This window comes from Thiohalophilus sp., from assembly GCF_034522235.1.
GTDB lineage: Bacteria > Pseudomonadota > Gammaproteobacteria > UBA6429 > Thiohalophilaceae > Thiohalophilus.
Genome location: NZ_JAXHLN010000002.1, coordinates 101,550 through 122,903, shown reverse-complemented (window position 1 = coordinate 122,903; position 21,354 = coordinate 101,550). Strand labels below are relative to the sequence as shown.

At 56.6% G+C, this 21,354-nt stretch carries 16 protein-coding genes; 7 read left to right on the top strand and 9 right to left on the bottom strand.

Features of this window, described 5'->3' with window-relative positions:
• Positions 1–87 precede the first annotated feature (87 nt).
• From U5J94_RS00765 to sat, 3 genes are all read left to right on the top strand, one after another.
• Complete coding sequence (locus U5J94_RS00765; RefSeq protein ID WP_322563741.1) at positions 88–537, top strand: hypothetical protein; 450 nt, start codon at positions 88–90, stop codon at positions 535–537.
• Between the two features lie 389 nt (positions 538–926).
• Positions 927–2,495, top strand: coding sequence for a tetratricopeptide repeat protein (locus U5J94_RS00760; RefSeq protein ID WP_322563740.1), 1,569 nt, complete (start codon positions 927–929; stop codon positions 2,493–2,495).
• 440 nt (positions 2,496–2,935) lie between these two features.
• Positions 2,936–4,126, top strand: coding sequence for a sulfate adenylyltransferase (sat, locus tag U5J94_RS00755; protein ID WP_322563739.1), 1,191 nt, complete (start codon positions 2,936–2,938; stop codon positions 4,124–4,126).
• Positions 4,127–4,565: 439 nt separating this feature from the next.
• On the opposite strand, the gene U5J94_RS00750 is transcribed toward sat, so the two are convergent.
• The 8 genes from U5J94_RS00750 to U5J94_RS00715 form a co-directional block, all read right to left on the bottom strand.
• A complete protein-coding gene (locus tag U5J94_RS00750) occupies positions 4,566–5,477 on the bottom strand; it encodes a phosphate ABC transporter substrate-binding protein (RefSeq protein WP_322563738.1) in 912 nt (303 codons plus the stop codon).
• A 241-nt stretch (positions 5,478–5,718) separates the two neighbouring features.
• Positions 5,719–7,737, bottom strand: coding sequence for an asparagine synthase (glutamine-hydrolyzing) (asnB, locus tag U5J94_RS00745; protein ID WP_322563737.1), 2,019 nt, complete (start codon positions 7,735–7,737; stop codon positions 5,719–5,721).
• A 333-nt stretch (positions 7,738–8,070) separates the two neighbouring features.
• A complete protein-coding gene (locus tag U5J94_RS00740; protein ID WP_322563736.1) occupies positions 8,071–9,120 on the bottom strand; it encodes a hypothetical protein in 1,050 nt (349 codons plus the stop codon).
• The gene (locus U5J94_RS00735; protein WP_322563735.1) at positions 9,114–9,236 is read right to left on the bottom strand and encodes a hypothetical protein; all 123 of its coding nucleotides are present in this window, start codon (positions 9,234–9,236) and stop codon (positions 9,114–9,116) included. Before U5J94_RS00735 ends, U5J94_RS00740 begins: the two co-directional genes overlap by 7 nt.
• Positions 9,233–10,675 carry a sodium:solute symporter family protein gene (locus tag U5J94_RS00730; protein WP_322563734.1) on the bottom strand — a complete coding sequence of 481 codons (1,443 nt, stop codon included), beginning with the start codon at positions 10,673–10,675 and terminating at the stop codon, positions 9,233–9,235. Before U5J94_RS00730 ends, U5J94_RS00735 begins: the two co-directional genes overlap by 4 nt.
• Positions 10,672–11,424 carry an isochorismatase family cysteine hydrolase gene (locus tag U5J94_RS00725; RefSeq protein WP_322563733.1) on the bottom strand — a complete coding sequence of 251 codons (753 nt, stop codon included), beginning with the start codon at positions 11,422–11,424 and terminating at the stop codon, positions 10,672–10,674. The genes U5J94_RS00730 and U5J94_RS00725 overlap by 4 nt, the downstream gene beginning before the upstream one ends.
• Positions 11,421–12,665, bottom strand: a complete 1,245-nt coding sequence (locus U5J94_RS00720; RefSeq protein ID WP_322563732.1) for a Zn-dependent hydrolase — start codon at positions 12,663–12,665, stop codon at positions 11,421–11,423. The genes U5J94_RS00725 and U5J94_RS00720 overlap by 4 nt, the downstream gene beginning before the upstream one ends.
• Positions 12,662–13,093, bottom strand: coding sequence for a hypothetical protein (locus U5J94_RS00715; protein ID WP_322563731.1), 432 nt, complete (start codon positions 13,091–13,093; stop codon positions 12,662–12,664). Before U5J94_RS00715 ends, U5J94_RS00720 begins: the two co-directional genes overlap by 4 nt.
• Positions 13,094–13,964: 871 nt before the next feature.
• On the opposite strand from U5J94_RS00715, the gene U5J94_RS00710 reads away from it, so the two are divergent.
• The 4 genes from U5J94_RS00710 to U5J94_RS00695 all read left to right on the top strand — a co-directional run bounded on the left by U5J94_RS00710 (position 13,965) and on the right by U5J94_RS00695 (position 19,696).
• Positions 13,965–16,868 (top strand): molybdopterin oxidoreductase family protein, encoded by a 2,904-nt coding sequence (locus tag U5J94_RS00710; RefSeq protein ID WP_322563730.1) that lies wholly within the window; start codon positions 13,965–13,967, stop codon positions 16,866–16,868.
• The gene (locus tag U5J94_RS00705; RefSeq protein ID WP_322563729.1) at positions 16,868–17,593 is read left to right on the top strand and encodes a 4Fe-4S dicluster domain-containing protein; all 726 of its coding nucleotides are present in this window, start codon (positions 16,868–16,870) and stop codon (positions 17,591–17,593) included. The genes U5J94_RS00710 and U5J94_RS00705 overlap by 1 nt, the downstream gene beginning before the upstream one ends.
• Positions 17,594–17,706: 113 nt before the next feature.
• Positions 17,707–18,675, top strand: a complete 969-nt coding sequence (locus U5J94_RS00700; protein WP_322563728.1) for a dimethyl sulfoxide reductase anchor subunit family protein — start codon at positions 17,707–17,709, stop codon at positions 18,673–18,675.
• A 391-nt stretch (positions 18,676–19,066) separates the two neighbouring features.
• A complete protein-coding gene (locus U5J94_RS00695; RefSeq protein ID WP_322563727.1) occupies positions 19,067–19,696 on the top strand; it encodes a response regulator transcription factor in 630 nt (209 codons plus the stop codon).
• Between the two features lie 154 nt (positions 19,697–19,850).
• Here the strand turns inward: U5J94_RS00695 and U5J94_RS00690 are convergent, their stop codons facing one another.
• Positions 19,851–21,113 carry a diguanylate cyclase gene (locus U5J94_RS00690; protein ID WP_322563726.1) on the bottom strand — a complete coding sequence of 421 codons (1,263 nt, stop codon included), beginning with the start codon at positions 21,111–21,113 and terminating at the stop codon, positions 19,851–19,853.
• Positions 21,114–21,354: the final 241 nt, after the last annotated feature.

The following is a 21,354-nucleotide window of genomic DNA, read 5'->3' as shown; positions in this document are numbered from 1 at the left end:
AGATTTATTGGTTCACCTTGACATATTTTATGGAGCGACTATATTAGTAAGTGTTAAATAACTAACTCTGTAACGGAGGTGAGCAACATGGCTGGCGAACTGATCAAGAATTTCCCCCATGATGGTGTGGTGACTGTCAACCGCGTCATTCTGAAACCCGAATACACGATTGACGATCTGCAGGAGCGCGTCGCGTTTCTGTGCGAAAACGTCAAGACCTATCACTCCGACACCGGCTTTGTCGGCGGCTTTGTCTGCCTGAACAGCGGTGCGGTCTCCAACGAGGGTTCCACCATCGGCCAGGCGGTCGAAGATCCCCTGAAGGGCAAGGAAGCACTGATTATTACTTTCTGGAACACCTTCGAGGAACACGAGGACTCGCACAAATCCGAGACCTTCCAGCCGCTGTTCCAGCAGGTCCTGGAGCTGTGTGAAAACGGCAACGAGGAAATTGCCTACGAAATGCTCTGGTCCGGTGCCGCCTATTCACCGGAAGAAGCCAAAGCGGCCCGCAAGGCCAAGGAAGACGCGGCATAACAAAAGGCGCCCTTGGGGCGCCTTTTGTCAGGGACGAGGTCCGAGTGACGAGGGACGAGTCCTGATTATTAAAGCGCCCTTCGGGCGCTTTTTTTGTGTCGGCAGAAAAGCAACGGGCACGGGAATATGCGATCCGCTGTCGCGCAGTGATGCTACATTACTCCTTGCATCTCTGTTTGCTAAAGTCAGACGCGAGCCCTCAAAATAACAACCACAAAATTGTTGCATGATTATCAGAAACGACTATCCTTCAGAGAAAATATTTATTAGTGAGGTAAGCCGTCAGAGTTGTCCTGTCGGACTACATTTCCAGCACCAGACACCTGTACTTTATACTCGCTCAAAAAACTCACCGCGTCAGGGCAATCAAATTAACAAGGAGATAACTAATGAAAAGGATTTTTTTTATATTCACCGGCCTGGCCCTGCTTATTATTACAGTCCTTTTTATTCCCTATGAAAATTTAATTCAGCCTGCATCTAAGTCCTCGCTGGTCAGTCAAACCCCCACCCACGAAACATTGCCGACGCCCTCGCCTGTCCTGTCACAGGCAGAAGAACCGGATTTAGAGAGTTTAAACCTTGAATTGCGTAACTATCTGCAAAATCAGGAATATTCAAAGCTGAATAAAAAGCTGGACGAGCTCCTGACAGCCAGCCTAAAAGATGTTTCTTATGAAGATGAAATGTTCAAAGCATACAGCGCCTTTGACATAGAAAGCGCTGATTATGAACCACTGTTTAACACGTGGGTCGAAAAACACAGCAACCAATATCAGCCTTATCTGGCCAGAGCTAATTATTTTTACACAATGGCCTGGCAAGCCCGTGGCGGAAAATTTGCAAGCGAAACTGAACAGCAACAGTTCGACCGTATGAGAGCCTTTTTCGAGAAGGCCGCGACTGATATCAAAACAGCGCTGGAGAGCAACAGCCAGGCATATATTGCGCATGAAATACTCATTGGTATCCTCGGGAGCCAAAGCGGTCCAAACCAACTAATGAGAGAAGTACTCAGAGCAGCTGTGGAAATTCAGCCTGCCACTTACAGGGTACGGCTCAAATATCTCCACTTTATTACACCGCGTTGGGGTGGGTCCTTTGAACAGATGGAATCCTTCGTCAATGAGTCACTGAAACATGTCAACCAAAATTCAAAACTGAATTTGCTGGAAGCTCGTATTTACACCGAAGCCGCATATACGAACTATCTTGACAGAAAATACAGTGCGGCCGAGGAACTCTATAATAAGGCTCTCAGTTATGGTCACAGAGCCGAAACCTACTTGGATCGAGGTAAGACTCGCTACAAGCGCGAAAATTATCGTGCTGCACTGGAAGATCTGAATAAGGCTATTAGCCTGAATACGGATAATGCTGAATACTATTATTGGCGCTCTCAGATTCATTCAAAACTGGAAGATTACGATTCGGCAGTTTCCGATATTGCCCTGGCCAAATTACTGGCACCATGGGACAAAAATATCCTCTCCGAAAGAGACTGGTTGGCAGACAAAATGATACGTCTTGGCTATGAATTGAACAGGTCCGGAGAACAGCGGGCAGCTATCGAAAAATTCACTGCGGCATTGAGTCTCGATCCGAACAGGGCTGATGCCTATTACCGTAAGGCAAAAGCCCATATAAAACTGAACAAACTGGAACCGGCACTTGATAATGTCAAATTAGCCATAGAATACGATCCCCACAGCTTCGGCTATTACCAGTTGCTGGACTGGATACTGGCCCAACGCAAAGACTGGGATCAGATCATCTCATACTGGGACAGATATATAGCCCTGCGGCCTGACGATGATGCTGCCTATGTCGAGCGTGGCGGCGCCTACTATCACAAGGGCGATATGCATTCGGCAGTTGCCGATGCAAAAACCGCCGCTGACATGGGCAATCCCCGGGGGCAACAAGCCTACGACCGTTTCAAACACCTGGCGGACTGATCGAACCGTACCTGGTTACGCACTAAACACATATAATAAATATGTGATTAGTGCTGCCGGGCCAGCCCGGATTACAACCGGCGCCCTGCGGGACACCTTTTGTCAGGGACGAGTCGTTTATATTAAAGCGCCTTTTGGGCGCTTTTTTATTGCCCGTTATTAACGGTGGCGCAGCCCGACACTCTCTTTTTTATACTAAGTCCAGAATTTGACGGCCCGCTGGACCTCGTCACTCGTCCCTCGTCCCTCGGCACTTGACCCTGTATTCTAATGCCCTCATAAATATCCCTGTTGTTCTGCCCCGAAGGCAGTGGTGTATAGTCGGGCGTCTAATAATTTCGCCGGGCTGCACGCAGCCGGATTCCCGCTCTGCGGGCCCTCCCCGACGACGGCAGCCCGAACCAAAAATGCCCACGCGGCCCAACCTTGAGGAAGGACGGATGATTAAACCTATCGGTAGCGACGAGCTGCAACCGCGCTTTGTCTACGATTCAACCAAACACGATGCATTGAGCAAAGAGGCGCAATCCCTGCCTTCAGTGGTCATCAGTTCCCAGGCCGCCGGTAACGCCGTGATGATGGGCGGCGGCTACTTCAACCCGCTCAAAGGCTTCATGAACGTGGCCGACGCCATGGGCGCCGCCGAGAAAATGACCCTGACCGACGGCAGCTTTTTCCCGGTGCCGATTCTCTGCCTGCTGGAGAACGTGGACGAGATCAAAGACGCCAAGCGCATCGCCCTGCGCGATCCCAATGTCGAGGGGAATCCGGTACTGGCAGTCATGGATGTCGAAGCGATCGAGGAAATCTCCGACGACCAGATGACCACCATGACCCAGAAGGTCTACGGCACAACCGATACCGAACACCCCGGTGTGGCCGCCTTTAACAGCCAGGGTCGTTTCGCCGTCTCCGGCCCCATCGAGGTGCTGAACTTCAGCTATTTTCTGACCGACTTCCCGGATACCTTCCGCACCGCCGTGGAAATCCGCAACGAGATCCAGGAACACGGCTGGAACAAGGTCGTCGCCTTCCAGACCCGCAACCCGATGCACCTCGCCCATGAAGAGCTGTGCCACATGGCCATGGATCGCCTGGGCGCCGACGGCCTGGTGATTCACATGCTGCTGGGCAAGCTCAAGCCCGGGGATATCCCCGCCCCGGTGCGCGATGCCGCGATCCGCAAGATGGTGGAACTCTACTTTCCGCCCAACAGCGTGATGGTCACCGGCTACGGCTTCGACATGCTGTATGCCGGCCCGCGCGAGGCCGTGTTGCACGCCTATTTCCGCCAGAACATGGGCGCCACCCACTTTATCATCGGCCGCGACCATGCCGGCGTGGGCGATTACTACGGCCCGTTCGATGCGCAGAAGATCTTCCATGACGAAGTGCCCAGGGGCGCGATGGATATCGAGATCTTCGAGGCCGATCACACCGCCTGGTCGAAGAAACTGAACAAGGTCGTGATGATGTGCGAAGCCCCGGATCACACCAAGGAAGACTTCGTGCTGCTCTCCGGCACCAAGGTCCGCGAAATGCTGAGCAACGGCGAAGCCCCGCCGGCAGAATTCTCACGCCCGGAAGTGGCCAAGATCCTGATCGACTACTACACCAGTAAAGACGGCTGATCAGGCCCTGCCACCTTAAGCAAAAAGAGGCGCTCCGGCGCCTCTTTTTTTGTCTCTCGCAAGCGCGTCGGCGGGATATCAGGATCCATTGACTATTCACGGTTACTGAGAATAAACGCGGAGGACGCGGAGGCGCAGAGGCGCGGAGAAACATAATCTAATAAAAAATACCGAAGGCACCAGCTCGGTGTTATCAGCCGTAGGGTGCGTTCTACGCACCGTTACTCTGAACATAATGGGTTCGCTTTCAGTGATTCCGGTGTATTCGGTGCTTCGGTGGTTTGGTCAGGAATACAGGTAAGAGGAAAGTGATCTGCCAAATAAATTATTTCCTCTGCGTCTTTGCGCCTCCGCGACCTCCGCGTTAACTTTCCAGAGCACAAAAAAAGAGGCACACCACAAGGGTGTGCCTCTTTTCATTTCCGGTAAGGACAGGGAGTTATATCTGGCTGTCCGCGCTGGTGCGGTAGGCACCGGAACGACTGGCCCGTTCGTACTGGTCGAGTTGTTTCATGACCAGGGCCATGGCCTCGGTATAGGGCACGGTACCCTGTTGGCGAATGATCTCCTGACCTTCCTGGCTGACCGCGTAACGAATGAAGTCGCGGATCTTTTGATCGGTAGAACCGCGTTTGGTCACCAGGTATAACGGACGATACAGCACATAATCCCCGTTTCGGATCTTCTCGTAACTGGGTTCATGGTCGTTGAGCTTGAGGATCTTGATATCACGTTTCTTGGCGCTGCTGATGCCGGTAACCCCCAGGCCATTAATGTTTCCCATGACCCCTTTTTCCACAGGGCCGGAGGATTTAACCACATAGGTGGCCTTGAACTCCTGATCGAAATTGTTGAATACCAGTTCACGCAGGGTACGACCGACACCGGACATCTTGCCACGGCGAACATACAGCTCGATCGGCGCATCGTTGCCGCCCAGTTCCTTCCAGTTCGTTATATTACCCAGATAAACCTGCTTCAGTTGGTCGAAGGTGATGTTGTCCACCAGGTTGTTTTTGTTGGTAACCACCACCAGCGCATCCCAGGCGACCGGAATCTGGTGCGCATTGCGCTCTATATCGAGACTGTCGAGGGAGGTCCGACAGGCACCGCCGATATCGATATTCCCCGCGGCCGCGTTCCGAATCCCCTTGGTCGCCCCGCCACCGCTGAGACTGATATGAATCCCGGTCTTGGCTTCATAGGATTTGGCCAGCTCGGCCATGAAGGCTTTTTTGGTGATCCCGCAACCGGCCCAGTTTATGTCCGTGTTTTGCGGCTCACTGGCACCGGCTACAGCTGATAAACCGAATAATACGGTCAGCACACATAAAAATTGAAAATGTTTCATTGCGACAGCTCCCGCCTGGATATTTGTCTTATTCCATCATCGGCAACTTTACGGGTTAACCCCAGGTTCCGTGATTGATAGTGTGTAGGACGTCACAAAAATCATTTTATTCCAGACAGTTGTTTTTTTACTATATTTAAATATTCCTGCTTACTTACACAGTTCTCCGACAACGTAGCAATCCCGATCAAAAAAGGGGCCGCAGCCCCTTTCCTGGATGGTTGTCCTTCGGGACTCCCGCTCACATATGCCAGCCGTACTCGTCCGCCTTTTGCCGGGCCAGCGCGGGCACGTCTGTGGCAACGAAATGCTTGTGCAGGATCTGTACGCCGACCATATGGTTGATCACCGCATCGAGCTTCACCTGCGTCGAGGCGGTAGTGTCCTCGGACTCGTGCAGATCGAACAACGCCTTGACCCCGGCTTTATCCAGAATCCCGGCCTGCTCGATCGCCTCATCGGAAAGGTAGTTGTCGGAGAGGACCTTGAGAGCGGCCCATTTTTCCGGATCGGTATGCGCGGGGGGCGCCATGAAGGCGAACTTCTCCCGTTCGTACAACGTCGTGGGCAAAATGCCCTTCATCGCCTCACGCAACACGTATTTCTCGGTGCGCCCCTTGATGCGCATGGAGGGCGGCAACTGGGCGCAATACTCGGCCAGGTGATGATCCAGAAACGGCGGCCGGGACTCCATAGAGTTGGCCATGTCGACCCGGTCGCCGCCCCAGGTGAGGATCTGGCCTTCCAGCATGGTCTTGATCCAGACGTACTGGGCCTTGTCGAGCGGGTGGCGTCCTTCCAGCATGTCACCGTCCAGCGCCTCGGCGATGGCCTGACCGGGCGCATAACCTTCGACCTCCTCGCGCAGCTCTGAAGACAGCAAGCCGGGCACATGCACCGCCGAGGCCAGCCAGGGTTGCAGGCAGCTGGGCGTAAAGCCGACCAGATCATTCAGTGCCGGGTCGCTGACCTCATCCTCGGCCAGCATCGCGCCTTTGAACAGCTTGTTGGCCTCGGCCAGGATGCTCTCCCATTCGGCCCGCTCCGCCGGCGACAGGGTATCCATGCCGTGCAGGAACATGTCGCGGCGAAAGGCCGGATAACCGCCGAACAGTTCGTCGGAACCTTCGCCGGTGACGACCACTTTATAACCGGCTTTGTTGACGTGTCGGCTCATCAGCAGCTTGGCCACGCCCAGGGTGTTATAAATCGTGCGCTCGGTATGCCAGAGCGTTTCCTCGAAGTTCTCGTACAGATGACCGGCGTTAAGCAGCATCACATCCTGATCGGCCCCGACCGACTCGGCCATCTCGGTGGCAATCGGGGTTTCGTCATAATCGGCATCATCAAAACCGATGGTGAAGGCCTTGACCGGTGATTGCTGACTGGCCGCCGCCATCCCCAGTGTGGAACAGGAGTCGATCCCGCCCGACAGGTAGCAGGCGACCGGCACGTCGGCTTCCAGGCGCAGTTGAAGTGCATGCAACAGATGCTTGCGCACGCCTTCGATGTAATACTCTTCATCATCGCGATCGTTTTTCTCGCGTTCGCTCTGCAACGGAAAATCCATGTCCCAGTATTTCTGGTCGGTCACCTGGAACTTGCCGTGCTTGCGTTCGATGATGACCACATGGCCGGGTTTGACCTGGTTGATATTATCGAACGCGGTATGCCCCGGCACGGTGGTCTGCATCAACTGATGAAATACCCCCTTGGCATTGAAACGGCGCGGGACATCGGGATGGGCAAACAGCACCTTGAGCTCGGAGCCAAACACGATCTTGTCACCGGTATCGCTCCAGTAGAGCGGCTTGACCCCGAAACGATCGCGTACCAGCATCAGCCGATCGTGCTGTTTGTCATACAGGGCAAAGGCAAACTCGCCGCGCAGGTGCGGCAGCATGTCTTCCAGCCCCAGACGCGGATAGAGATGCAACACCATCTCCGAGTCGCTCTTGGCCTTGAAGCGCGCACCTTTGAGGGTCAGTTCGGCGCGAATCCGTTTGTAGTCGTAAAACTCGCCGTTATGCGCCAGCAACAGGTTATTGTCCTGTGACAAAAAAGGCTGGCGGGCACGCTCTTCGTTGAGGTCGATAATTGACAGGCGCGCATGGGAGAATCCCACCCCCTGCGTGTCCAGTGTCTTGTAACCGAATCCGTCCGGGCCGCGATGGTGCTGAATTGCCGCCATATTGACCAGCAACTGCGGATCGATTTTCTGTTCGGGATTGGCGTGAAATATTCCGGCTATGCCACACATAATCTATTTAGTTAACCTCTGTTAAATCGTGAGTCTTAAGTCCTGAATCGTCAGTCGTCAGAGTGTGCTTGTGATCTTACTCCTCACAACCTCTCACTCTTACAATTTCTCGCACTCGCTGCCTTACACCCTCGCACCTAGAATCTAGAACCTTACTAGTCATGTAGGTCACGCTGGCGTTAGCCTGCGTGACAACCCCGCCGATACGGAAAACGTCAGGTAGCGCTGCGCGGAACCTGACCTACGCCTCTGGCACCTGGCACCTGGCACCTGGCACCTGGCACCTGGCACCTGGCACCTGGCACCTGGCACCTGGCACCTGGCACCTGGCACCTAGAATCTCACCAGGCTGTTCATAATGGCCATACGCACATAGACGGCGCCACGTGCCTGGGCGAAGTACCAGTTGTGTTCTGTGTTATCCAGATCGGTTGCCAGCTCTTCGCCGCGCGCCAGCGGGTGCAGGATGATCGATCCTTCTTTTAACGGTGAGTGACTGTCCAGCCGGTATTCGGTACCCAGCTCTTCATAGCTGTCACCGACCCAGGCGATAGCATTGATATACACCACATCCGTATCCGGTAGCTGGGCGTCAAGATCGGCGGTCACGCGCAACTTGAGCCCGGCTTCCTCCAGTTCCTCCTTCTGCCCGCTGGAGAAGGGCTGATCGGCATTGCAGATGATAACCACTTCCTTGATCGCCGGGCTGAACAGCGCCAGAAAAGACAACAGACTGCGCACGGTGCGCATGCGACCCGGTACGCCGATTACACAGACGCGAATCTTCTTGTCCGCCGGCGGATTATCCATCAGGAATTCCGGCCGCCACTTGGCAATCGCGTAGATATCCGCCAGCGCCTGGGTCGGATGCTCATCGGTGCCGTTACCGGCATTGATGATCGGGATGCGCAATACGTCCAGCATCTCGTAGATGGCTTCCTCGTTGGAATCACGCAGGACCACCACATCGCCGTAATGGCTCATCATCTCGGCCACATCGTGCAATGACTCGCCCTTGGCCACGCCGGTGGTCGACGGATCGGTGATGGAGATCACGTCGCCGCCGAGGCGATGCCAGACGCTTTCGAAGGAGAGCCGGGTCCGGGTACTCGGCTCATAAAACGCACTGATCAGGATTTTGCCCGTGAGCGGAAACTGGCCCATGGTCTGGGTGGTCTCGAACTTGGCCGCCAGCCGACACAGCTGGATCGCCTGCCCGCGGGTGAACTGTTTGCCGGAGACCACCGAGCGATTGGCCAGATCGGCCAGGGCGGCCGGGTCCTCCGGGATCTGATCCATCAGCGACATCGGCATATCCAGCCCGTCCGTCCAGTTGGCAGGCTCGATACGTTCATCAAGTTTGGGATGTGTTTTATCTACCATAACTGCTCTTTTATCCAGTCTCTTATCCATAAATAAATCAGTATCAGCGGTGTCACCGCGGACATGGCCACGGCGGCGGTCACCACCACTGCGAGAAACGTCACACTTGCTGTCATGACGGGCTGCCCTCCTCACTCTGGCGCAACTGTTCCCAGTCGAACCGGCTTTGCGACAGGGCGGTGTTGATCAATACCACCGACATGGAAACCACGGCGGACACCAGCGCCGCCACATAAAAGCCAATGAAGTGATAGGCCAGCAGGCCGGTGGTAATCCCCAGTACCATCGCCAGCAGGGCACCACTGGCGGTGGTCCGTCTCCAGTATAGTCCAGCCACGACCGGCCAGATGGTGCTGGCCACAAATGCCCCCAGATAATGCAACAGACTGGCCAGGGTGGTGATACGCGGCAGACAGATCAACCAGGTAATAATACCCAGCATGATCACGATACGCTTGGCCATGATTCGCAGTTTTTCATCACTGGCCTGTGGGTTGAGATGCCCCCGATAGATATCCTGCAAAACCAGATCGCCGGTCGCCGCCAACAGGGAATCGAGGCTGGAAGCCAGTGCCGAGAAAACAATAATAAACACCAGCACCGCGCCGCCAAAGCCAAGCAGCTCCGCGGCAACCATCGGCCCCACCATGTCCGCAGCGGGCACATTTAGACCCAACGCCGGCGCGGCCAGAGCCACAAACCCGGCGACGATCGGGATCGGCACCCAGATGATTCCCGCCAGCAGGTAGGCGCGAAAGCCGACGTCCTTGCGAAAGGCGAAGGCGCGAGACCACCAGACATTGGAATGGAATATCTCGCCGACGCCGAATAAAAGATTGTTGAACAAAAACATGACCGCGGCCGGCATCAGCAGATTGAGCAGTTCCGGTCGCTCGGCCAGCAGGCTTTCATGCATGGCATCAAAGCCGATCTTGTTAATGGTCAGGATGGCCAGCGCCACCACGCCGCCGATGATTAACAGGGTCTGGATAAAGTCGGTACCGATGACCGCGCGCAAGCCGCCCAGCAGGGTGTACAACACGCAAATAGTCAGGATGACCGTCATCCCGAGCTGGTAATCGATCCCGGTCAGGGCATGGATTAGCACCCCGCCGGCCATGCCCAGGCTGATCAGCCAGCCGATGGCGTAGCAAAGCGAGATCACCAGAAAGACCCGCCAGGTCCAGATCCCGTAGCGCAGGCGAATAAAGTCACCGCTGGTATAACCGAAAGGCAGCAGCTGGCGAATACGCCGGGCCAGCGGAGCGAACAGCATCAGTCCCACCGAACCCAGCGAATAACCGAGCATGCCCCAAATGCCCAGTTGGAAAGCCAGTTGCGGCGCCACCATGGTGGTGTTGCTGGTGACCCAGGTGGCCATGGCCGTGGCGGTACCCAGCGCGATCCCCACCCGACGGCCGGCCAGCATGTAGTCGTCCAGCGCCTTGGCCTTGCGGCCCCAGAACCAGCCCAGCCAGACCCAGATGACGCTGAAGATCGCGAGGATCAGCCAGCCGACATTGGGGTCGAGTATCGCGGAGTTGACGCTATTCATGCCACGACCTTGTTGATCTCCTTGATGGCTTCATCGGTGGTCATGACCCGTGAGTAGCGATCCTTGACCGTACGAATCGTCGCCGTATGCAACTCGGGGGTCACCGTGGTGCAGCCATCCGCGATCAATGTGGTATAGAACCCGAGATCACTGGCATCGCGGATGGTGGTGGAAACACACTCGTTGGTATAGACACCGCAGACAAACAGGCCGGTGACGCCCATGTTGCGCAGTACATATTCCAGATTGGTGACATTGAATACACCGCTGGCGCTCTTGTTAATCACGATCTCGTCGCCAACCGGCGCCACTTCGGGCAGGAACTCCGCTTCCTTTGAGTCGGGAGCCGCATGCAGACCGAGACGCTTGTGGCCGGGACTACGATCGCGGCCATCCCGGGTCAGGGACTGGATACGAATATGGATCACTTCCAGTTTGTTGGCTCGAAAGCTGTCCTGCAGACGCCGCACATTGGGCAGCACCGTGTTTTCCAGCGAATCGAAATAAAACTCTTCGGCCTCGTGCGGCATCTGTTCCCGATCCACGTTGGCGAATACGCCGTAACCCCGTGCGGCATCCAGATATTGCAGATCGATCACCAGCAGGGCGGTATGGTGCTCCTCCAGCGACTGCTGGATCGCCTGTACCGGGGTGATCGATTTGCGGTATTTTTCCTCAAGCGGGTCGACCTCCAGAAACTCCGGATTCAGATCCAGATCTTCACTGAGATCATATGTCTCGTCGGTCATACCTGCTGTTCTCCGGCTAATTTATACAGGGCATTGAGCATCACATTGGCACCGCGCTCGATATCCACCAGCTCGGTCCATTCGGCCGACGAGTGACTGCGTCCGCCCTTGCTCGGCACAAACACCATCGCGGCACGGGCGATGCGGGCCATCATCTGGGTATCATGAGCGGCACCACTGGCCATCACCAATGGTTCCTGTTTCAACTGTTTGGCCACCTCTTCCAGATCATTGACCAGACCCAGATCGCATTTGACCGGCGCGAGTTCGCTCAGAATCTTGAACTCGAACATCAGATTGCGGCGCCGGGCGATGGCGGACAAGGCTTTGCGAAACGCGTGTTGCAGATCCTCCAACGTATGCTCGTCGGTATCACGCGCCTCCAATGAAAAATCTACCCGTCCCGGCACCACGTTGGGAGCACCCGGCCTGGTATCCACCCGGCCGATGGTGGCGACACTGCGTGCCGAGCCGTTCTCTTCCAGGATGCGCTGAATCTCGTTGGAAAATTCCGCCAGCCCCTGAAACGCATCGTTACGCATGTGCATGGGCGTGGTGCCGGCATGGTTGGCCGTACCGATCAGACTCACTTCCCACTTGAACAGGCCCGCGATGGCATCGACGACACCGACGCTCAGGCCCATTTGATCCAGAATCGGTCCCTGTTCGATATGCAGTTCCAGAAAGGCATGAATCGCTTCCGGCCGATAACGGGCGTGTAATGCATGCATGGCATCATAGCCGTTTTGTTGCATCGCCTCGGCCAATGTCACGCCATCGAGATCGACGGCCTGATGGATCGATTCGGGGGTCAACCGACCGGCGATCGCCTGGGAACCGACCATGCCGCCGAAGCGGCCCTCTTCATCCGTAAAGGAGATCACTTCCAGCGGGTAGCGCAGCGGCAGATTCTGCTCCTTGATACAGCGCAGGCACTCCAGTCCCACCAGCACGCCGAGCGCGCCATCCAGATGCCCGGCGCTGGGAACGGTATCCAGGTGCGAGCCGGTCACCACAGCCGGGGTCTCATCATCCCAGTTCAGCCGGCCATGAATGTTGGCCGCACCATCCTCATAGACCGCCAGTCCCGCCGCCTCAAGCTGCTCCTTGAACCAGGCACGGCCTTCCATATCGCCTTCGGTAAAGGCCATACGGTACAGGCCATGATCCTCCCGACGACCGATGGCCGAGAGCGTTTCAATATCCTGCTGCAGGCGGGCGGTATTAATCGATAAGGTCACACAGACTCCTTGATATGATAGCGGCGGTTGCCGATCAGAATGGCCACCAGAATCGCAATGAACACAATCGCGCCGATGCTGAAAAACCCCAGGGCGCGTGACAGGGGATGATGATCGACCTCTACCTTCACGGTATCAGACCAGCTGCCCGTTGGCCCGTCCACAGCGGCGATTCTGGCCCGGTAATAATAAATCCCGTCCGGGCGGCCGGTGATAACCGTCGCACGATCCCGGCCCTGATAAAGCCGGCGGGCATCGTCAAACGCAAGGTTATCGGCTTCTTCGATCTCAAAGCGGACATTTTTATCGGCATTCTGCCACTTCAGCTGGTAATAGCCGGCCGTCGCCACGTCGGTATCCGACTCCAGCTCCACGGCGCTGCAGATCGAGGTGGCGAAAAACAACGGAATAAAAATGAGAACAGTCAACCGTTCGCGCAGGGACTTGCGAACGGAACCACCATCAGACGATGATAGAAGCCTGGCCCGACGGGCTGTACGGCTTGTTGACTCAGAAGAATTCAATGAATTAGTCCATTATCTTCATTGCAACATGGCCCTGGGGATGTCCGGACAATGACAGCTGCCTTGAATGTGCAACGAAATTTGTTATCTATTTTGCCATGAGTGGCAATAAAATTCACATTGCCCCAAAAGTCTAGTTAAAAGAGTCACTTATTACCAGCCAGGGCAACCCGTCCCGGACCACACAACCTCGATGACTCAGTCACACCATGGACTTGTGCTGTCCCCTCAGCAAAGCCGGCCTCTCTTCAGCACGATCCCGGCTTGAGAGGATTCTGACCGCACCGTTGCGGGAAGTCGCGACAGATTCGCCCCGGGCACTCCTTATATTAATGGTATGTGACGGGCGCTTGGCCGGGTGATGACGATCCTGTCCCGCCGGGACGGCTTAAACTGGATTTGTTGTATCCGATTGGGCGGAATGAAAATGGCGCCGAAACGGGACCGTTTCGGCGGGACTTATACCTGATCTAAATATAAGTGAATTTTATTTCTGTCCTTCGAGGTGCACGGGGTTTAAATTTGCTCGTGATCGGCTATAGTTTGGCCGACCTCACCTGCAAGCTCAAAACTCCCGTAAAAACAGATGTTTAGTCGGGCTATGGCTATCTCTCTTCGGATAGGGAGCGGGCCCGGTCACTATCTCCGTCTGGATACGGTTATCATATAATCATTTTAGTATATAATGATTCTATAACCTTTTAATAACGCTGATTAGTCACTGTGCGACGAGCTACCTATAATCGCGCACCCCATTAAAAAGGCCAGGTTGACGATGGCAGTAATACACGACCCGATTCAGAAGCCCGCGGGGCGCACTGAAACCAAGAACACCACCTGTTACATGTGTGCCTGCCGCTGCGGCATCCGCGTGACCGTGCGTGACGGGGAGGTGCGCTATATCCAGGGCAATCCCGATCATCCGCTGAACAAGGGCATCATCTGTGCCAAGGGTTCCTCGGGGATTATGAAACAGTACTCCCCGGCGCGGCTGACCAGGCCGCTGATGCGCAAGCCCGGCGCCGACCGCGGTGATGCGCAGTTCGAGGAGATCAGCTGGGATCAGGTTTTCGACCTGCTCGAGGAGCGCCTGGGCAACATCCGCGCCACCGATCCGAAGAAATTCGCGCTGTTCACCGGCCGCGATCAGATGCAGGCGCTGACCGGGTTGTTCGCCAAACAGTACGGCACGCCCAACTACGCGGCCCATGGCGGCTTCTGCTCGGTCAACATGGCTGCGGGCATGATCTACACCATCGGCGGCTCGTTCTGGGAATTCGGGGGCCCGGATCTGGAACGCGCCAAACTGTTCGTGATGATCGGCACCGCCGAGGACCATCACTCCAACCCGCTGAAGATGGAACTGTCCAGGTTCAAGCGCAACGGCGGCCGCTTTATCTCCATCAACCCGGTGCGCACCGGCTACTCCGCCATTGCCGACGAATGGGTGCCGATCAAACCCGGCACCGACGGCGCGCTGCTGCTGGCCCTGACCCATGAGATTATCAAGCAGGGGCTGTTCGACCGGGATTTTCTGGTCAACTACACCAACTCCGCCGAGCTGGTGAACCTGGACGAAGAGAGCACCGAATACGGCATGTTCGTGCGTTTCGAAGTCCCCGAAGAGGAAGGCTGCTTCGATCCCCAGAACAAGCTGTGGTGGGATCGGGATCTGAACAAACCGATTTCCACCCATACCCCGGGTGCCGATCCGTATCTGCTGGGTAATTTCACCTTGCCCGACGGCACCCCGGTCAAACCGGCCTTCCAGATGCTGACCGAACGGGTGCAGCAGTACACCCCCGAATGGGCCGAGAACATCACCGGCATTCCGGCCGAGACCATCCGTCGCCTGGCCTATGAAATGGGTATCACCGCCCGCGACGAGAAGATCGAGCTGCCGATCGCCTGGACCGACGTGTGGGACAACGAACACGAGTCGGTCACCGGCAACCCGGTGGCCTTCCATGCCATGCGCGGTCTGGCCGCCCATTCCAACGGCTTCCAGACCATCCGCGCCATGAGCATCCTGATGTCGATTCTGGGCACCATCGACCGGCCCGGCGGCTTCCGCCACAAGGCGCCCTTCCCGCGCCCGATTCCGCCCTGCCCGAAGAACCCGACCTCGCCGGACGACGTACAGCCGAATACCCCGCTCAACGGCATGCCGCTGGGCTGGCCGGCGGACCCCGACGATCTGTTCGTCGACGACCAGGGCGAGCCGGTGCGGATCGACAAGGCCTTCTCCTGGGAGCATCCGCTGTCGGTGCACGGTCTGATGCACAATGTGATCACCAACGCCCACCGCGGCGATCCCTACAACATCGACACCCTGCTCCTGTTCATGGCCAATATGGCGTGGAACTCCACCATGAACACCGATGAAGTGCGCAAGATGCTCAACGACAAGGACGACAACGGTGAGTACAAGATCCCGTTTCTGGTCGTGGCCGACGCCTTCCAGTCGGAAACCGTCGCCTACGCCGATCTGGTGCTGCCGGATACCACCTATCTGGAACGCCATGACGTGATGTCCATGCTGGATCGGCCGATCTCCGAGTACGACGGTCCGGTCGACTCGGTGCGTATCCCCGTGGTGCCGCCGACTGGCGAGTGCAAGCCGTTCCAGGAAGTGCTCATTGAACTGGGCTCGCGGCTGAAGCTGCCGGCCTTCGTGGATGAAGACGGCAACCGCAAGTTCCGCGACTATCCGGACTTTGTCACCAACTTCGAGACCGCCCCGGGCTCCGGCATCGGCTTTCTGGCCGGCTGGCGCGGCAAGGGCGGCGAGAAGTCCATGCGTGGCGAGCCCAACCCGGATCAGTGGAAGATGTACGAGAAGAACAACTGCGTGTTCCATTACGAGCTGCCCAAGTCCTACCAGTACATGCGTAACTGGAACCAGGGTTACCTGCAGTGGGCCCAGGGCAACGCCCTGACCCGCTATGCCGAGCCAATCAACTGCCACATCTACTCCGAAGTGCTGCAGAAGTTCCGCCTGGCCGCGCAGGACAAGAACCCCGGCGGTCGGGTGCCGCCCAGGCATCTGCGCAAGCGCATCGAGACTTTCTTCGATCCACTGCCGTTCTACTACGAGCCGCTGGAGTCGCAGCTGACCGACAAACACAAGTACCCGCTCAACGCGATCACCCAGCGGCCGATGGCCATGTACCACAGCTGGGACTCGCAGAACGCCTGGCTGCGCCAGATCCATGCCTACAACTACCTGCACCTGCATCCGCAGACCGCGAAAGCGGCCGGTATCGAGGACGAATCCTGGATGTGGATCGAGTCCATGCACGGCAAGGTGCGCTGCCTGAGTCGTTACAGTGAGGCGGTCGAGCCGGGCACCATCTGGACCTGGAACGCCATCGGCAAGGCCAGCGGCGCCTGGAACCTGGACAAGAACGCCAACGAATCCCAGCAGGGCTTCCTGTTGAACCACGTAATCAGCGAGGAGTTGCCGTCCAACCCTGCCGGCGAGCATATTTCCAACTCGGATCCGGTCACCGGCCAGGCCGGCTGGTATGACGTGCGGGTTCGGATCTATCCGGCGAGCGAAGACGATGAACCGGTCACCTCCCCGCAATACAAAGAGATGCATGCTGTGCCGGGAACGACACCGCGCCGCAAATGGCTGCAGTACTTCGCTGGCAAGTTCAGCAAAGGAGCTAAATAATGTCCCAGTTAGCCCTCGTTATCGATCTGAATGTTTGCGTGGGTTGCCACGCCTGCGTCACCAGCTGCAAGCAGTGGAATACTTCCGGTGCCGCCGGCCCGCTGTTCGACGAGAATCCGTATGGCAAGGACCCCACCGGGACCTTCTTCAACCGGGTGCAGACCTATGAGGTGGGCAATTTCCCGAACACGGAAACCATCCACTTCCCGAAGAGCTGCCTGCATTGCGAGGACGCGCCCTGCGTGCCGGTCTGCCCGACCGGCGCCAGCTACAAGCGCGAGAACGACGGCATTGTGCTGGTAGACTATGACAAATGCATCGGCTGCAAATACTGCTCCTGGGCCTGCCCCTATGGCGCGCGCGAGCTGGACGAGAAAGAACAGGTGATGACCAAGTGCACCCTGTGCGTGGATCGTATCTACGACGAATCCCTGCCCGAAGCCGAGCGCAAACCGGCCTGCGTCATGGCCTGCCCGACCAACGCCCGGCTGTTCGGTGACGTCCACGATCCTGACTCGGAAGTGTCGGTCGCGATTCGCGAACAGGGCGGTTACCAGCTGATGCCCGAATGGGGCACCAAGCCGGCCAACCATTACCTGCCGCGGCGCAAGACCAAGATGCACATCCATGAAGACGAGCTGGTGCGCGTGGACAATCCGCTCAAGAAAGAGGATATCCGGCACAAGACCACCAAGGATGTCACCCTGGACGACTGGCTACTCTAAAACAAAGTGACGAGGGCCGAGTTACGAGTGACGAGGAAAAAAGATATACCTCGATTCGCTGTTCCTCGTAACTCGGCCCTCGTCCCTCGTAACTCAAATTCGGAGAATTTGCTATGCATCCTGCATTTTCGGTTATTTTTCTCACTACGCTGATCGGTGCCGGTCAGGGGCTGTTTCTGGCGCTGTTCAGTGGCCAGTTGTATTCCGCCGTCAACCTGCTGCCGGCACAGAGCAGCGGTTTCTATATCACCGGCAGTATCATCGCCCTGGTGTTGATGGTCGGTGGCCTGGCTGCGTCCTTCCTTCATCTGGGGCGGCCGGAGCGGGCCTGGCGTGCCGCGAGCCAGTGGCGCACCTCCTGGCTGTCGCGGGAAGTCATCATCCTGCCGGCGGTCATGGGCCTGGTGTTCGTCTACGGCGTGCTGCACTTCAGCGGCTGGCAACCCGACTGGTTCGGTAACGGCATGCCCAATCAGCCGGCACTGATCGTCGGGGCGATCACGACCCTGGCCGTGTTCGTGTTGTATATCGCCACCGCCATGATCTACGCCAGCATCAAGTTCCTGCAGGAATGGGCCAGTGTCCTGACCGTGATTAACTACACCTTGCTGGGCGCCGCCTCCGGGTTCACCCTGGCCACCGCGCTGGCGGCCTGGCAGGGCGCCGGCCTGACCGGCTTCTACGGTAGCTGGGCGGTGATCCTGACGCTGGTCAGCCTGATCACCCGCGCTGCCTCGCTGTATCGCAACGCCCGGATCAAGTACAAGTCAACCGTCCAGACCGCCATCGGCATGCGCCACAGCACCGTGGTACAAAAAGCCATGGGCATGATGGGCGGCTCCTATAACACCCGGGAATATTTCCACGGCGCCAGCGCGGCCTGGTTCCGGTCGATCAAGTACATTTTCCTGGTCCTGGTGTTCCCCGTGCCGCTGATCCTGCTGTGGGCCGGCCTCAGCGCCGCCAGTGTCCAGGTTCTGGCCGTCGCGTTCGTGGTGCAGTACATCGGCCTGCTGTTCGAGCGCTGGTTTTTCTTCGCCCAGGCCAATCATCCGCAGAACCTCTACTATCAGACCATCTGATTGCCAACCGGCAACGCACTGCCAAAAGCGCATCCTCCGATGCGCTTTTTTTCGCCTTCCGGGCAAAATTAGGGTAATCCCCAATAACGTTCCCCTGACCGCCTCCTATATGCTGGATGACGAAAAGAGCATTATCTAAAAAGGGATATTTAGCCCGTGATGAAATCACCTCTTACACTAAGAAAAAATTTGAGAACTGCATCACATTGCCGATAACCACGTGGAAAATGCGAGGTTTCCGGAAGTGCCCGGGCTGGCCGCAGCAAAGCGTCCGACGGGGCTGTTTCGAACCCGCATCACAGCGCCCGGCAAATGGACTATTCAAGGGTAAACCCGCCAACCGGTTTCAGGGGCAACGACACCGGTGGAGGACCAGACAGTTAGTACAATAATGAAAAAAGCGACCATCCACGTAGTCGATGACGATCAGGCCGTACGCGAGTCCATTGAATGGTTAATCGAGTCGGTCGGTCTGAACATCCGGACCTACGGTTCGGCCAACGAATTTCTGGATAACTACACCGAGGATTCCCTCGGTTGTCTGATTCTGGATGTGCGCATGCCCGGCATCAGCGGTCTGGATTTACAACACATTCTCACCGAGCGGGGCATTGACCTGCCTATCGTCTTCGTCACCGGCCACGGCGATGTACCGATGGCGGTACGCGCGCTGAAAAACGGTGCGATCGATTTCATCGAAAAGCCGTTCAACGACCAGGTCTTGCTGGATACGATCCAGGCCGCCGTGCAGAAGCATCGCAACCGACTCAAACAACGCGCCGAACTGGAGAATTTGCAGGCCCGCTATGACAACCTCACCACCCGCGAACAGGAAGTCATGGACCGGGTGGTCACCGGCAAGCCCAACCGGGATGTGGGTGAGGAACTGGGCATCAGCGTCAAGACCGTGGAAGTGCACCGCGCCAAGGTCATGGAAAAAATGCGGGCCCGCTCCATCGCCGACCTGGTCAAAATGGCCATGATGATGCGCGAAGCCGGCAACGGCAAAACCAGCCGATAAATATTTTTCACCGCAGAGACGCAGAGTAATGCAATTTTGAATTCTTAATGTTGAATTTTGAATTGGGTGCACAACCGAAATTCAAAATTTAAAATTTAAAATTCAACATCCAAAATTATATCTCTGCGCCTCTGCGTTATTCTCTTTTCTCTATTCAGCTGCCGCTGAAGGCGATCACGCGATTGCGGCCGGTGTCCTTGGCTTTGTAAAGCGCCTCGTCGGCACAGCCAATTAACATGTCGGCGTTGGCGGCATCATCGGGATAGCAGGCGAGCCCGATGCTCATGGTGATACGGATATCAATGTCCTCGTTAACAACGAATTGTTCCGCTTCCACTACCTGGCGAATCCGCTCCGCGGTTTCACTGCCATCCTGTTCGGAGCTATCGGTGAGGATGATGCCGAATTCCTCGCCGCCGTACCGACCGATATAATCGGCGTCCCTGACCTGCGTTTTCAACAGGGCGGCCAGCTTTTGCAGAACCTGATCGCCCGCCTGATGCCCGTGAGTATCGTTGACCAGTTTGAAATCATCCAGGTCCAGCAGCAACAGCACGAAGGGATGCCGGGCCCGCCGGGCGCGGCGCACCTCATCGTTAAGGCGTATCTCGAACTCGCGTTTGTTCAGCAGGCCGGTCAGGCTGTCATAGGCGGCCAGAAATTCGAGCTGATCGGCCATTTCATTGAAGGTCTTTGCCAGCCGGCCAAATTCGTCTCGGTCCCCCAGTTGAATCCGGTGGCTCAAATCGCCATTACCGAAACGCTCGGTGCCCTCGCTTAACACGGCGAGCGGCCTGAGCACCTGGCGAGCCAGCCGGTTGCCGATACTGACTGCCACCAGTACCCCCGCGATGAATACCACCAGCAGCAATACCTGGATCTGTTGCTGGTTATGCAGGGCATCTTGATAATTGCTGCGGATCTCGGACTGCAGGGTGATATAGACCTCATCCAGCATCCGGCTGGTTTTCTGCTGCTGCTTTTCGAAGTGGGTAATATTCGCCAACGGAACGGTGTGACCGGTGCGGTCCCGCTCGATAATCGCCTCGCCCAGCATGACCAGTTCGCGCCAGCTTGCCGCCGCGCGGCTGATGTCCCTGCGATATTCCCGCTGCAAGCCTGAATTGTTCAGCAAGGCGGTGAATTGGCGATCGATATCCCGGGTCTGTTTGCTGAACCGCTGACGCTCGCGCTGGCTGCCGCTGAGCAGGTATCTGTCCAGCGGCATATCAAGCTGCAGGATGTCACGATGGAGCTCGCTGACCGGCAGGCCCACCGGCAGGCTTTCCTGAATCACCGCCTCAAACGAATCAATGGTTTGCAGATAAAATAGATAGCCGATAATGCCCAGTAACAGCAAGGGCACCAGCATCAGGCCGGTACCGAACAGCATTCGCTTTCGTAAGGAGTATCGCATTTGAATCGCCCCCCGCGGGGGGAACAGTCTTGTCGAATTCAGGGTTTACCCCAAGTTAAATAGGTAATAAGGGTATCGGCACAGGATATCACTACTTTAGAATATTTGAATTAGTTCCAAGTGAGCGCTCACTTACTCTCCGGTGCCGGATTGCACTCCGTCATCCGGCGGCTATACTGGCTCTGTCAGATCGGCCCACAATAGCGCCAATTAACCGGATTTTTTGAAGATTTTTCAGTAC